Source organism: Mesonia mobilis DSM 19841 (assembly GCF_000423405.1).
In the GTDB taxonomy this organism is placed as follows: domain Bacteria; phylum Bacteroidota; class Bacteroidia; order Flavobacteriales; family Flavobacteriaceae; genus Mesonia; species Mesonia mobilis.
This window is the reverse complement of the sequence record NZ_AUHX01000004.1, coordinates 275,274-289,429: the sequence shown is the minus strand read 5'-3', so window position 1 is coordinate 289,429 and position 14,156 is coordinate 275,274. Positions and strand designations below refer to the sequence as shown.

Genomic DNA, 14,156 nt, shown 5'->3' with positions numbered 1-14,156 from the left:
CCTTTTATAATATTCGAGGTAAGAGATTTTTTTAAATTATTTTCATTATTAAAACGCTGATAATTAATATTTTTTAAGATTTTTTCAAAAAAAATACAAACCCAGGCAACCATTTTTAGTTTACTTTCGTCTATGTAAATAGAAAGTCTTTAGAGATTAATTGTGAAAGTAATTCAGTTACATCAAAACGAAAAACGTCTTATAAAAAAGGCGATGAAAAAAGATCGTAAAGCTCAGCAGAGTTTGTACGAAACTTATTCGCCAAAGATGTTGAGCGTTTGCAGAATGTATGTAAAAGATCTGCAATTTGCAGAAGATGTAATGCTTAAAGGCTTTATGAAGGTATTTGTGAATCTTTCAAGCTACAAAGCAGAAGGTAGTTTTGAAGGTTGGATACGCAGAATTATGGTGAGAGAAGCCATCGATTTTTTGCGAAGCCAGAAGAAAGTTCAGTTTTCAGAAGAATTAGAAAATGATTCAGCATTAGCCTCAGAAAACAGTTTTGGCTCTGTAGAAGAAGTAGATTTTCTTCAGCAAAAAATAGACGAATTACCCGAAGGTTATAAAGCAGTATTTATGCTTTACGCAGTAGAAGGTTACAAGCATCAGGAAATTGCAAAAATGTTGAATATTTCTGAAGGAACCTCTAAATCGCAACTTTCTAAAGCCAGAAAGTTGTTACAACAAAAAGTAGAACCTCATAGAAAAGAGAATCATGGCGGTAGATAATTTTGATAAAAAAATTAAGCAGCAGTTAGAAGCGCGAAAAATTGAGCCATCAGCAAGAGCTTGGGATCAATTGGCTGCAGAGTTAGAGGTAAAAGAAGAAAAATCGACCAAAAAATATTGGTGGTTAGGGATCGCGGCAAGTTTTTTAGGCGGTATTTTAATTACATCTTTCTTTTTTGATCAGCAACAAGTAGAACCTGTGAAGGTGGTGAATCAAAATACTATTGAAGCGCCAAAAAATAATTTAGTTGAAGTGGAAGCTGAAGAAAACTCGCAAGAAATCAATAAGAATGAAGAATTAAATGCTGTTGAAAAGTCTTCGATCGCTCAAACAGAAAGTAAAATTCAACCTGAAATAGAAATTGAAAAACCGGTTCTAGCAAGTGTAGATCTTCCCGCAGCAGAAACTAAAAACAGAGCTCAGTCGAAAGTTATTCCGCAGAAAAAGGAAGAACACAAAGCACAAGAAATTAAATTTGAATTAGAAAGTTATAGTTCTCTAAAACAATTAGCACAAACCAAAACTCCTTCTGCAGAAGAGGAAGCTGCGCAATTATTAAATGATGCCCGAGAGCGTGTGAAAATTAGAAACTTCAACAATTATTATAACAGAATTAGTGCACAAAATCTGTTAGAAAATATTGAGGTTGAAGACAAGCAAAGCTTCAAAGAAAAAGTTTTTTACGCCTTAGAAAGCGGTTTTTACAGAGTAAAAAATTCTGTTATCGAATAAATTAATCAAAATCAATCATTCATCAATCCACTAAGTTTCTTCCCTTCTAAAAAGGGAAGGGTAGAGACGAAGTGTCTAAAATCAACAAAAATCATGAAAACAATTATTATTAGTCTAGCCTTATTTATTGCTGCTGCAGTCGGTTATCAATCTCAAGCGCAAATTAATATTGAAGTGAAAAACAACATTGAGTTAAAGATCGAGGAGTTACAAAAACAGAAAAATAAAATTGAAAAAATTGAAAAAGATAAACTTCGAGAAGAAGTTCAAGAAATTAATGAACGTTTAGATAATAACGAAATTACGGCTACAGAAGCGGCAGAATTAAAAAAAGCAGCAGCAGAAAAAAGAGCTTTAAATATCGAAAATCAATTAAACATCATCGATGAAAATATTGCACTTTTAAAGCGAAATACAAAAACGGAAGAAGACGAAGATGGCGAGGAGCAACAAGAGATCGATTCGTATTATACCTCATTAGAGTTTCTAAAATTTGATGGTGAATTTGAGGATGATGAAAAAGCTTACGATTCGATACCAAAAAGAACAACTAATGGTTTGACGATGGCATTAGGTTTAAACAATACTTTGATAGAAGGTCAATCTTTAGATGATTCTCCTTACAAGATAGGAGGAAGTAGGTTTTTTGAATTAGGATATGAATTTGAAACTGTATTGATAAAATCTGGTTTTGCAAGATTAAGATATGGAGTATCATTTCAGTTTAACGGTTTAAAAGCCGATGATAATATGTACTTTGTAGAAGATGGTGATCAAACGGTTTTAGAAGAGTTTCCTTACGAGGTAGATAAAGCCAAATTAAGAATGGATAACTTAGTGATTCCGTTACATTTTGAATTCGGACCAAGAACTATAACTTATGGAAAAAATGCAGCACATTATGATTTAAGTAATTTTAAAGTAGGTTTGGGAGGTTACGCCGGATTAAATTTAAATACAATTCAAAAGTTAAAATATAAAGAAGACGATAGAGACAGAAAAGATAAACTTTCACAAAGCTATAATACTAGTAATTTTATTTACGGTTTAAGCGCTTACGTAGGTTACGATAATATTGGTTTGTACGTAAAATACGATCTAAACCCGATTTTTAAAGATAACCCAATCGAGCAAAATAATATCTCAGTTGGTTTACGAGTAGGAATATAAGCTAAGTTTCATTTTTAATTTTGAATTAGAAGAAAAAGGGTAAACCAAAGTTGTTTACCCTTTTTTTATATTTTAGTACTTTTGCAAATTGAAACTTTCCAAGATTTTAAGCTGAAATGATTAAAAAATCGACCATAGATCAAGTGTTTGATGCCGCTCGGGTAGAAGAGGTGATTGGCGATTTTGTGCAGTTAAAAAAATCGGGTTCTAACTACAAAGGCTTAAGTCCGTTTACCGATGAGCGTACACCGAGTTTTATGGTGAGCCCGGTCAAACAGATCTGGAAAGACTTCTCTAGCGGAAAAGGTGGCAATGTTGTGGCTTTTATTATGGAGCACGAGCATTTTAACTATCCGGAAGCTATAAAATACCTCGCCAAAAAATACGGAATCGAAATTGAAGAAACCGAGCAAACCGACGAGCAAAAGCAACTTGCCGATGAGCGCGAAAGTATGTACTTGGTTTCAGAATTTGCCAATAAATTTTTTCAGAAAAAACTACTAAAAACCGAACAAGGTAAAGCCATTGGTTTAAGTTATTTTAAAGAGCGCGGTTTTACCAACGAAACCATAGAGAAATTCGACCTAGGGTATTCTCCCGATATTTGGGATGCTTTTACAGAAGAAGCCTTAAAGCAAGGTTATCAATTAGAGTTTTTAGAAAAAACCGGGCTTACGATCGTTAAAGAACAAAAGAAATTTGATCGATTTAAAGGCAGAGTGATGTTTCCCATTCATTCGATGTCGGGAAGAACGCTTGGTTTTGGAGGTCGAATTTTAACCAACGAGAAAAAAGCTGCTAAATATTTAAACTCTCCCGAGAGTGATATTTACCATAAAAGTAAAGTGCTTTACGGTATTTATTACGCCAAACAAAGCATAGCGAAAGAAGATAATTGTTATTTGGTAGAAGGTTATACCGATGTGATCCAAATGCATCAAGCCGGGATCGAAAATGTGGTGGCTTCTTCAGGAACGGCGTTAACGCCCGAACAAATTCGGTTAATTAATCGACTCACTAAAAACATTACGGTACTTTTTGATGGTGATGCTGCCGGGCTTCGAGCTTCGTTACGCGGTATAGATTTGATCTTAGAACAGGGAATGAATGTGAAAGTTTGTGCGTTCCCGGAAGGTGAAGATCCCGATAGTTTTGCTAAAGCGAATACCAAAGAAGATATCGAAGCTTATCTTCAGCAAAATTCTAAAGATTTCATCAGTTTTAAGGCGTCGCTTTTGGTCGATCAAGCGCAAGGCGATCCTATTAAAAAAGCTGAAGTAATTCGAGATATGGTCAATAGTATTGCGAAAATACCCGACCAAATTCAGCAAGAGATTTACTTGAAAGAATGTACTCGAATTATGGATGTTTCAGAAGACGTTCTCTACAGTACATTAGCGCAACTCAACGCAAAAAATAATAAAGATAGCGGTCGAAAAACTTCAACACAAAAAAAGAATTTCGAGGTTATTAAGCAACCCAAAGAAGTTCGACCAAAAGTAGATCGTCAATTCGAGTTAGAGCGTAACATTATAAGTTTATTACTTCGTTACGGGAAGGTTGAAGATGAATTTGAAGAATACGTTTATAAAGAAGATCGCGATGGAAATCTAGAGCTCGAATTAGAAAAACAGGAAGCTAAAGTTTACGAAAAGATCTTTCTAGATCTTCAGGAAGATGAGATTGAATTTACCAACGATAGTTTCCGTTTGTTGTACGAGCAAATTATTTATGAATTCAACACCAAAGAAGATTTAAAGGTTGAAACTTTTATTAATCAGCTTTCACCGGAGCAGGCTTCAGATATTACTTCCATTTTAATGGCTGAAGAAAAAAATGTACTTCACCGCTGGGAAGATCAAGATATTTTTGTACAACCCCGAACTAAACTTGAAGCTCGCGAAGTAAACGACACGATTCTAAATTTACGTTTGCACTTGGTCAAACAAAAGGTGGCTGAGTTAATGCAAGACGCTAAAAAAGATATTGCAGAACATCACCAAGAAATCTTAGAACAAGTGATCGAGTACAAAAAACTGGAGATGAATATTGCTGAACGTATTAAACGCGTTCTGTAATTTTTTAGTTGAAATAACTTCTGTTCTCATCATCTCCAATGGTCACGATAACCTCTTCGAAGCGTCAATCAAAAATCTCATTCTGTTTAATTTAACCAAATATTCAAGTTGAATAAAAAATTCTTTACTTCAAATTCAACGGAATTTCACAAACCGGTATAGGTTGCATTTTATGTTGGTTAGCGGTGTTTAGTTTTTTGTAGATTTTGAAAACTTCTAATTTTCGACCTTCAAAATTATCGGCTGTTTTACCAAGATCATCCATATGCATCGCCCATTCTAACTCTGGGTAAGTTGCTCCGATCTGGTCTTCATCGGTACGATCATCACCCCATAAACCATCGGTTGGCGCTGCGGTTAAAATTTCTTCGTGAATCCCTAAATGCTCAGCGATTTCATAAACTTCTGTTTTTAATAGATCTGCGATCGGACTCAAATCTACACCGCCATCGCCGTATTTTGTGTAAAAACCAACACCAAAATCTTCCACTTTATTTCCCGTTCCGGCAACTAGCAAACTTTCTAAAGCAGCAAAATAGTAAAGCGACGTCATACGTAATCTGGCGCGAGTATTGGCTAACGACATAAACCGTTCTTCTTCATTTTCAACCTTCGGTAAAGAGGCTAATAAACTATCAAAAACCGGAGTAAGATTTACTTGTTGTAATTCAACATCATCAAAGTTTTCTTTTAACCAATCTATATGGCGTAAAGCTCGACTTACTTGATTTTCGGCTTGATGAATAGGCATTTCTAAACACTTAACTTTTAATCCTGTTTTCGCACAAAGCGTAGAGGTTACTGCAGAGTCAATTCCGCCGCTAATACCAATCACAAAACCTTTTACATTGGCTTTTTCAGCATAATCTTTTAACCAGTGAACAATATGATCTACTACTTTTTGAGTTTGCATGGACTACTATTTTAAGTTTATAAATTACCTTTGCTACAAAAATAAGCTTTTAAGTATAATTATAAACGTTTACGGGCGTTAAAGCAATCATAAGAACAGGAGTATGATTAAAAAAATAGCATTTCTATTTCTCACAATTGGATTACTAATAAGTTGTAATAATGAAAGCGCAGTTGAAGAAGAAATCTCTAAAATTCCGGTAGAAGTAAAAATCGATCGTTTCGATAAAGTTTTTGCTGAAGCTACGCCGGAAGATCTTCCGCAGTTAAAAAAAGAATATCCGCTTTTATTTCCGAAGCAATATCCCGATTCTGTTTGGGTAAATATGATGAACGATACAATTCAGCAAGAATTAAATCGGGAAACTGTAAAAGCCTTTCCGAAGTTTGAGCAAGAGGAAAAGATAGAAAGTCTTTTTCAGCATTTAAAATATTATTTTCCGCAGTTTCAAGTACCTAAGGTAATTACGGTTACTTCAGAAGTCGATTATCGCAATAAAGTGATCGTGGCAGATAGCGTGGTCTTGGTTTCGTTAGATACGTATTTAGGTGAAGAGCACAAGTTTTACATTGGTTTACAAGAATATTTAAAGAAAAACTTTCGCAAAGAACAAATTGTTCCCGATATGGCAACTGCTTATGCCGAGCAATTTGTACCGCAACCACAAGGCAGAACCTTCTTGGCAGCAATGGTTTATTACGGTAAAATATTATATCTGAAAGATCGCTTAATTCCTAATTTTTCTGAAGCGCAACGAATGGGTTATACTGAAAAAGAAATGGAATGGGCATTAACTAACGAAGAGCAAATTTGGCGATATTTTATAGAGCACGAAGTTCTTTACGATACCGATAGTGAATTGCAGCGAAGATTTATTAATTTAGCGCCTTTTTCAAAATTTAGATTGCAGTTAGATAATGAAAGTCCGCCACAATTAGGGCAATATATGGGATGGCAAATTGTGCGACAGTTTGCAGAGAAAAACCCGGATGTTTCGTTGTCAGAATTGCTGCAAACCGATGCGGAAGAATTATTTAAAAAATCGAATTACAAACCTAGAAAACCATAAGCATGTCAAATAAAAAGTCTGAAATAAAAATACAAGTTGAGGTCGACGAAAATAACGTGCCCGAGAATTTAAACTGGAGCGCGCAAGACGGCGGTATTAATAATGAAGAAGCAAAAGCAATGTTACTTTCACTTTGGGATAGCAAGCAGCAAGAAACTTTGCGTATCGATCTATGGACCAAAGATATGCCGGTCGATGAGATGAAGGTGTTCTTTCATCAAACTTTAGTGGCGATGAGTGATACGTTTTACCGCGCTACCGAAGATGAAAAAATGATGGAAACCATGAAAGATTTCTGCGATTATTTTGCTGATAAATTAGAACTGAAAAAAGAGTAATGGCAAAACTCGTAATGGTTTATAATGCAAATTCTGGTAAAGCAAACACTTTATTAGATGTAGCGCATAAACTTTTACGCCCAAGCACTTATACGTGTAATTTGTGTAAACTTACCCATAACACATTTACAGAACATCGATTATGGAGAAATTTTAGAAAAGCATCTTCGCATGAATTAGAGTTTCTCCATAAAGATGAATTTCAAAAACAATACGCATCAAAATTTGGTTATAAATTTAAATTTCCGATTGTCTTAATCGAAAATCAAGGGAGTTTAGAAGTACTTATTTCTTCGGAAGAATTAAATCAACTCACTACTACAAAAGAGCTGATTAATTTATTGAAATCTAGAGTGTAAGCGGAAGAATTTTATAGCGAATTATTAATCTCTTCGATGTAATTTAAAAGCTCGTCTCGACCAATTTCTTTGGAAGAAGAAGTAACAAAATAAGGTGGTACGCTTGCCCAAGTTTCTAAAAGCTTCTTTTGGTAATCTTCAATATTACGCTCTAAAGCATTCGGCTTCAATTTATCAACTTTTGTGAAGATAATCGCAAACGGAATCATATGTTCGCCCAACCACTGCATAAATTCAAGATCTATTTTTTGCGGTTCGTGGCGAGAATCGACTAAAATAAAAGCAGAAACCAGTTGTTTTCTGTTCTTAAAATAATCGGTAATAAATTTCTGAAAAGTCTTTTTCTCTTTTTTGCTGACTCGTGCATAACCATAACCCGGTAAATCTACCAAATGCCATTCTTGGTTAATGAGAAAGTGATTAATAAGTTGCGTTTTTCCTGGTCTGCCCGATGTTTTAGCTAAGCTTTTTCGCTTTGTTAACATATTGATCAGCGAAGATTTACCAACATTACTTCTTCCTATAAAAGCATATTCCGGTAAATTGCTTTCAGGACATTTTTTAACGTCACTGTTGCTAATTACAAATTTGGCAGATTTAATATCCATGGCTTATAATTGCTTTTCTTTTAACCAATGGTTGAGCAATTGGTTAAACTCATCTGGATGTTCCATCATCGCAGCGTGGCCACACTTGTCGATCCAGTATAATTCAGAATTAGGAAGAAGTTTATTAAAATCTTCGGCTACTTCCGGCGGAGTAACATTGTCTTGTTTTCCCCAAATAATACAAGTTTCGGTATGCATTTTTGGTAAATCTTTCGCCATATTGTGTCTAATAGCACTTTTGGCAATGGCTAAAGTTTTTACCAATTTATTACGATCGTTTACCGTTTCAAAAACATCATCTACGATCTCTTTTGTCGCTACCGCAGGATCGTAAAAAACATTTTCAGCTTTCTTTTTAATATAATCGTAATCACCGCGTTTAGGATAACTTTCGCCCATAGCGCTTTCGTAAAGCCCCGAGCTTCCGGTAATTACTAAGCCTTTAATTTTTTGAGGATATAGCTTGGTGGTCAACAATGCGATGTGACCTCCTAAAGAGTTTCCTAATAAAATTACTTCAGAATAATTTTTAAAGTCAATAAACTCCTTAATATATTTTGCAAAGTTGCTCACACTGGTTTTAAGCAGCGGCATGGAATATAGTGGAAGTTCAGGAATCACAACTTTGTAACCGTTCTCCGGAAAAAATTGTGCTACACCGTCAAAGTTACTTAAACCTCCCATTAAACCATGTAGGATAATTATTGGAGTGCCTTCTCCTTTTTCAATATAATTAAACTTTCCTTCCGATTTAATTTCTTCTTTCATCAATAAGAATTGCGGTTAGCAAACGCAAATATAGAGATTATTGTTTAAGAATGAATAAATAATCTGTTATCAACACGAAAAGCTTTTTTATTCACAAGATAAAGGCATTCTTTTAGAAAATTCTTACCACTAATCTCCACTTTTTGTAAATCGCTAATTATCAGTAATTGTAAGGGTTTTTAGGAGTTGAATACAGTTAAGGATTTAAAACTTATCAACAATGTGGTAAAATGTGGTAAAAAGTGGTAATATTTTCAATATATTTGAACTAAGAATTCTTAGCGTGGTAAATTTAATAGGCTCATACGAATGTAAGATCGATGCGAAAGGTCGATTAATGGTGCCTTCAAAACTAAAATCACAACTTCTGCCAATGTTAGAAGATGGTTTTGTTTTGAAGCGTTCTGTGTTTCAGCCTTGTATAGAGTTATACCCGATGAGCGAGTGGAATGCTTTAATGAAGAAAGTAAACTCGCTTAACCGCTTCAAAAAGAAAAACAACGACTTTATTAGAAGGTTTACCGCTGGGGTTAAAATGGTTGAGGTGGATGCAAATGGGCGTCTTCTCGTGCCAAAAGACCTTTTGAATTTTGCTGAATTATCTAAAGAAATTGTCCTGTCTTCTGCGGTGAATATCGTAGAAATTTGGGATAAGAATAAATATGAAGCCGCTATTGAAGATGCAACCGACGACTTTGCAGATCTAGCGGAAGAAGTAATGGGAGGACTCGATGAAGAACTTGGAATATCATAATCCGGTATTGTTAAAAGAAACTGTAGATGGTTTAAATATTAAACCCGACGGCGTTTACGTAGATGTGACGTTTGGCGGCGGTGGTCATTCTCGAGAAATTTTGAGTCGTCTTGGAGAAAACGGAAAATTATTGGCTTTCGATCAAGATCCTGATGCTAAGCAAAATGTGATCGACGATAAACGCTTTACTTTGATTCCTGAAAATTTTCGATTTCTACGTCAGTTCTTAAGATTTTACGGTCACAAAACTGTAGATGGAGTTTTAGGAGATTTTGGAGTTTCTTCTCATCAATTCGATGTGGCGGAACGTGGTTTTTCAACTCGTTACGATTCACGTTTAGATATGCGAATGGATCAAACCAGTAAGTTGAGCGCTTACGAAGTGATTAATGAGTATACTGAAGAACAATTACGTTCGGTTTTTTATCAATATGGTGAATTGAAAAATGCGCCAAAGCTAGCAAGAGTAATTGTTGAAGAAAGAAGCGTGAATCCTATTGAAACCGGAGATCAGTTAAAAGAATTATTAATGCCGCATCTTTTTAAACATCGGGAGTTTAAAATCTTGGCGCAAATCTATCAAGCGATTCGTATTGAAGTGAATCAGGAGATTGAAGTGTTGAAAGAGTTTTTAAAACAAACCGAGCAAGTTTTAGAGAAAGGCGGTCGCATTAGTTTGATCTCGTATCATTCCTTAGAAGATCGTTTGGTGAAAAGATATATAAGAAACGGACTTTTTGAAGGCGAGCCGGAAAAAGATGTGTTTGGTAGAGTAGAGGTTCCGTTTAAAAAAGTAGGGAAATTAGTAGTTCCTACAAAAGAAGAGATTCAACAGAATAACAGAGCGAGAAGTGCAAAACTTCGAGTAGGAGAAAAAATTTAGGTAATGAAAAACAGTATCTACGATTTTTTAAAAGGAAAGTTTTTAATAAGCGATGATGCGCTTAAAAACTGGAGTTTTATTCTGTTTTGTACGGCTTTGGCAATTGTCATGATCGCTTGTTCGCATAGTGCAGAGCGAAAAGTACATGAGATTGCAAGGTTAAATAAACAAGTAAGAGAGTTAAGAAGTGAGCATGTCGATTTAGAAAAAAATCTTATGCAGCTAAAAATGGAATCGACCATTTTAAAACAATTAGAAGGTACCGGTTTGGGTTTGTCTAAAAATCCACCACAAAAAATAGTCATCTTAAATAAGAAGTAATTCTTGGCAACAGAAAAACACATATTGTATAGACTTTACATTATCGCCGGCGGTATTTTGCTATTTGCTTTTGCGATCGCGTTTAAGTTGGTGAATATTCAGATTGCTGAAGGTGAAAAATACAAAGAGCTTTCAGATAAGCGCGTGTATAAAAACTTTACGATCCCCGCGAATCGCGGAAATTTATACGATGCTGAAGGAAATCTTTTGGCGACTTCGGTACCGGAGTATGATATTCGTTTTGATGCGTTAACCGTTTCTCAGGAAAATTTCGATTTATACTTAAATCCATTAGCTAAGGAGCTTTCAAAAATGTTTGGTAAGCCCGAGTCGTATTATGTAAATGTTTTACGAAGAGCACGCGCTAACAAAAATCGTTATTTCTTAGTGGCGAGAGGTGTTGGTTATTCACAATACGTGAAAATTAAAGAATTCCCGATGTTTCGCTTAGGAGCTTATAAAGGTGGTTTTATTTCAGAACAACGTACAGTTAGACAGCGCCCATTAGGGAAAATCGGAGAGCGAACTGTAGGTCACGGTCAAGCCGGTTTAGAAGGTGCTTACGATGAATATTTAAAAGGGAAAGATGGTCATCGTTTAAAACAAAAAATTGCTCAAGGACAATGGAAACCGATTAGTGATGAAAACGAACGTGAACCAAAAGACGGGTTAGATGTCGTTTCAACCATCGATATTAATATTCAAGATATTGCGCATCACGCATTGCTTTCTCAGTTAGAACGTTTTCAGGCAGATCACGGAACCGTGGTGGTGATGGAAACCAAAACCGGAGAAATTAAAGCGATGGCCAATTTAGGTCGAACCGATGATGGTAAATATTACGAAAAAAGAAATTATGCAGTTTGGGAGTCGCACGAACCCGGCAGTACTTTCAAATTAATGGCAATGGTCGCCGCTTTAGAAGATAAAGTGGTCGATACAGCCGATGTGGTCGATACCGAAGACGGAACAGTAAAATATTACGATCGCGTAGTTCGTGATTCTCATCGTGGAGGTTACGGTGAGATTTCGGTAGCGCGTGCATTCGAGGTTTCTTCAAACACTGCTTTTTCAAAATTTATTTATGAAGGCTATAAAGACAAACCGGAAGCTTTTGTAAATCGTTTAGATTATATGGGCTTAAACCGAAAAATTGGTTTAGAAATTAAAGGAGAAGGTTCTCCTAAAATTCCGCATCCGGACGATAGCAATTGGTACGGGACAACGCTGCCGTGGATGTCTTTTGGTTACGGAGTTTCTATTACGCCTTTACAAACTTTAGCATTTTATAATGCTATTGCAAACGATGGCGTAATGATCAAGCCTAGGTTGATCAAAGAGGTACGCGATCGCGATAAGATTATTTACGATTATAACGAGCCGGTTATTCAGAATTCGGTGTGTTCAAAAGAAACTGCAGAAAAGGTTCGTGAGATGATGAGGCAAACGGTAAAACGTGGTACGGCAACCAATATTTATAATGAAAACTTTTCGATGGCCGGTAAAACAGGAACTTGTCTAACAGGTTATGGCGCCGGGAAAGGTGGTTCAGAATATATCGCTTCGTTTGCAGGTTATTTTCCGGCAGAAAATCCTGAGTATTCTTGCATTGTCGTGATTAGTAAACCTGATCGAAGTATTGGTTATTACGGGAATATTGTGGCCGGTCCGGTTTTTAAAACCATCGCTCAAAAAATTTATACCGATACGCCAAACGTAGATCAAATCGATCAGCAGGAGGCGACAAATAATGAAGTTAATAAAGACTTCGAGAAATACTTTGCGGTTTCTCAAAAATATAAAACCATCGTTCCCGATGTAAAAGGACTTCCCGCGATGGATGCGGTGGCGATTTTAGAGAATTTAGGTTTACAGGTAAAACTTAATGGTTCTGGTAAGATCAAAAAGCAATCGATTCAAAAGGGAGAAAAAGTAAAACCCAATCAGCAAATTTTAATTTCATCAATTTGATTCAGTTAAAAGACATATTATATAAAGTTTCTATTGAAAAAGTGATCGGCGGTACCGGCGTTGCGATCAATAACCTGCATTTCGATTCTCGACAAATTCAGTTAAATGATGTATTTGTAGCGATCCGTGGCGCTTTATCAGACGGACATCAATTTATTCGTCAAGCTGAAAATCAAGGAGCTTTAGCGATTGTTTGTGAAGAATTACCGGAAACGCAAATTAGCGGAATCACTTATGTTCAAGTTGAAGATACTAAAATGGCGCTGGCATTGATCGCGAGTAATTTCTACGGAAATCCTTCAGAAAACTTAAAACTGGTTGGTGTTACAGGAACTAATGGTAAAACGACGATTTCAACCTTATTGTATCAGTTGTTTTCAAAAGCGGGATTCAAAGTTGGTTTAATTTCAACCGTAGCAATTAAAGTAGGAGAAAAAGAATACGGTACAAAATTAACCACGCCAGATTCAATCACCATCAATAAATATTTAGCTGAAATGAACGATGCCGGAGTGGAGTTTTGCTTTATGGAAGTAAGTTCTCACGGAATCGATCAGCATCGCACTAGCGGATTAACATTCGCCGGCGGAATTTTCACCAATCTATCGCATGATCATTTAGATTACCACAACAGTTTTGCGGAATATCGAGATGTAAAAAAGCGATTTTTTGATGAATTACCAAAAGATGCGTTTGCATTAACCAATGCAGACGATAAAAATGGAGCGATTATGCTTCAGAATACCAAAGCGAAAAAATATACTTATGGTTTAAAAACCATGAGCGATTATAAAGCGCAAATCCTCGAAAATAGTTTTGGCGGTTTATTACTGAAGTTAAACGGAAATGAGATCTGGAGTAAATTGGTAGGTAATTTTAACGCGTACAATTTAGCGGCTATTTATGGTACGGCAGATTTGTTAGGTTTAGCAGAATTAGAAAATCTTCAGTTAATCAGTGATTTAACGGCAGTAAGCGGAAGATTTCAGTATTTCGTTTCCGAAAAAAAAATCACCGCAATTGTAGATTACGCACATACGCCCGATGCGTTGAAAAATGTATTAGAAACCATCAACGTGATTCGTACAAAGAATGAAGAATTGATTACTGTAGTGGGTTGTGGTGGCGATCGCGATAAAACGAAGCGGCCAAAAATGGGACATATCGCTTCAGAGTTAAGTACCAAAGTGGTGTTGACGAGCGATAACCCAAGAACAGAAGATCCCGATCAAATTATAGAAGAGGTAGAAGCTGGTGTCGAGCCACAAAACGTAAAGAAAGTGGTTGCGGTTACCAATCGCAAGCAAGCAATAAAAACGGCTTGCGTAATGGCAGAACCTAACGATATTATTTTGATCGCAGGTAAAGGTCACGAAACTTACCAAGAGGTAAATGGTATCCGATCAGATTTTGATGATATGAAGATTGTAAAAGAATTATTAAGTCAATTAGAGAAATAAAA

At 35.9% G+C, this 14,156-nt stretch carries 15 protein-coding genes; 12 read left to right on the top strand and 3 right to left on the bottom strand.

From position 1 onward, the window contains the following. Positions 1-162: 162 nt before the first annotated feature. The 4 genes from G551_RS0104015 to dnaG all read left to right on the top strand — a co-directional run bounded on the left by G551_RS0104015 (position 163) and on the right by dnaG (position 4,710). Complete coding sequence (locus G551_RS0104015; protein ID WP_027884351.1) at positions 163-729, top strand: RNA polymerase sigma factor; 567 nt, start codon at positions 163-165, stop codon at positions 727-729. After that, on the top strand, positions 716-1,462 hold the full coding sequence (locus G551_RS0104010) for a hypothetical protein (protein ID WP_027884350.1): 747 nt from the start codon (positions 716-718) through the stop codon (positions 1,460-1,462). Before G551_RS0104015 ends, G551_RS0104010 begins: the two co-directional genes overlap by 14 nt. 93 nt (positions 1,463-1,555) lie before the next feature. Further along, a complete protein-coding gene (locus G551_RS0104005; RefSeq protein ID WP_027884349.1) occupies positions 1,556-2,632 on the top strand; it encodes a hypothetical protein in 1,077 nt (358 codons plus the stop codon). Positions 2,633-2,748: 116 nt separating this feature from the next. Next, the gene (gene dnaG, locus G551_RS0104000; protein ID WP_027884348.1) at positions 2,749-4,710 is read left to right on the top strand and encodes a DNA primase; all 1,962 of its coding nucleotides are present in this window, start codon (positions 2,749-2,751) and stop codon (positions 4,708-4,710) included. Positions 4,711-4,834: 124 nt separating this feature from the next. Here dnaG and nadE read toward each other — a convergent pair whose 3' ends face one another. Continuing rightward, positions 4,835-5,623 (bottom strand): NAD(+) synthase, encoded by a 789-nt coding sequence (gene nadE, locus G551_RS0103995; protein ID WP_027884347.1) that lies wholly within the window; start codon positions 5,621-5,623, stop codon positions 4,835-4,837. A 103-nt stretch (positions 5,624-5,726) separates the two neighbouring features. On the opposite strand from nadE, the gene gldB reads away from it, so the two are divergent. The 3 genes from gldB to G551_RS0103980 are packed head-to-tail and all read left to right on the top strand — an operon-like array spanning position 5,727 to position 7,389. Then, positions 5,727-6,692, top strand: coding sequence for a gliding motility lipoprotein GldB (gene gldB / locus G551_RS0103990; protein ID WP_027884346.1), 966 nt, complete (start codon positions 5,727-5,729; stop codon positions 6,690-6,692). A gap of 2 nt (positions 6,693-6,694) precedes the next feature. Then, positions 6,695-7,030, top strand: coding sequence for a gliding motility protein GldC (gene gldC / locus G551_RS0103985; protein ID WP_027884345.1), 336 nt, complete (start codon positions 6,695-6,697; stop codon positions 7,028-7,030). Continuing rightward, on the top strand, positions 7,030-7,389 hold the full coding sequence (locus G551_RS0103980) for a hypothetical protein (RefSeq protein ID WP_027884344.1): 360 nt from the start codon (positions 7,030-7,032) through the stop codon (positions 7,387-7,389). Before gldC ends, G551_RS0103980 begins: the two co-directional genes overlap by 1 nt. A gap of 11 nt (positions 7,390-7,400) precedes the next feature. On the opposite strand, the gene yihA is transcribed toward G551_RS0103980, so the two are convergent. Both yihA and G551_RS0103970 read right to left on the bottom strand, forming a co-directional pair. Then, the gene (yihA, locus tag G551_RS0103975; protein ID WP_027884343.1) at positions 7,401-7,997 is read right to left on the bottom strand and encodes a ribosome biogenesis GTP-binding protein YihA/YsxC; all 597 of its coding nucleotides are present in this window, start codon (positions 7,995-7,997) and stop codon (positions 7,401-7,403) included. 3 nt (positions 7,998-8,000) lie between these two features. Beyond that, positions 8,001-8,765 carry an alpha/beta fold hydrolase gene (locus G551_RS0103970; RefSeq protein WP_027884342.1) on the bottom strand — a complete coding sequence of 255 codons (765 nt, stop codon included), beginning with the start codon at positions 8,763-8,765 and terminating at the stop codon, positions 8,001-8,003. A 283-nt stretch (positions 8,766-9,048) separates the two neighbouring features. Here G551_RS0103970 and mraZ point away from each other — a divergent pair, with 283 nt between their 5' ends. Genes mraZ through G551_RS0103945 form a run of 5 tightly spaced genes read left to right on the top strand, consistent with a single transcriptional unit; the run spans position 9,049 to position 14,154 of the window. After that, positions 9,049-9,519, top strand: a complete 471-nt coding sequence (gene mraZ / locus G551_RS0103965) for a division/cell wall cluster transcriptional repressor MraZ (RefSeq protein WP_027884341.1) — start codon at positions 9,049-9,051, stop codon at positions 9,517-9,519. Next, complete coding sequence (gene rsmH, locus G551_RS0103960) at positions 9,506-10,402, top strand: 16S rRNA (cytosine(1402)-N(4))-methyltransferase RsmH (RefSeq protein WP_027884340.1); 897 nt, start codon at positions 9,506-9,508, stop codon at positions 10,400-10,402. The genes mraZ and rsmH overlap by 14 nt, the downstream gene beginning before the upstream one ends. A 3-nt stretch (positions 10,403-10,405) precedes the next feature. Then, on the top strand, positions 10,406-10,723 hold the full coding sequence (locus G551_RS0103955; RefSeq protein WP_027884339.1) for an FtsL-like putative cell division protein: 318 nt from the start codon (positions 10,406-10,408) through the stop codon (positions 10,721-10,723). 3 nt (positions 10,724-10,726) lie between these two features. Then, the gene (locus G551_RS0103950) at positions 10,727-12,694 is read left to right on the top strand and encodes a penicillin-binding protein (protein WP_027884338.1); all 1,968 of its coding nucleotides are present in this window, start codon (positions 10,727-10,729) and stop codon (positions 12,692-12,694) included. Continuing rightward, a complete protein-coding gene (locus G551_RS0103945) occupies positions 12,691-14,154 on the top strand; it encodes a UDP-N-acetylmuramoyl-L-alanyl-D-glutamate--2,6-diaminopimelate ligase (RefSeq protein ID WP_027884337.1) in 1,464 nt (487 codons plus the stop codon). Before G551_RS0103950 ends, G551_RS0103945 begins: the two co-directional genes overlap by 4 nt. Positions 14,155-14,156 lie beyond the last annotated feature (2 nt).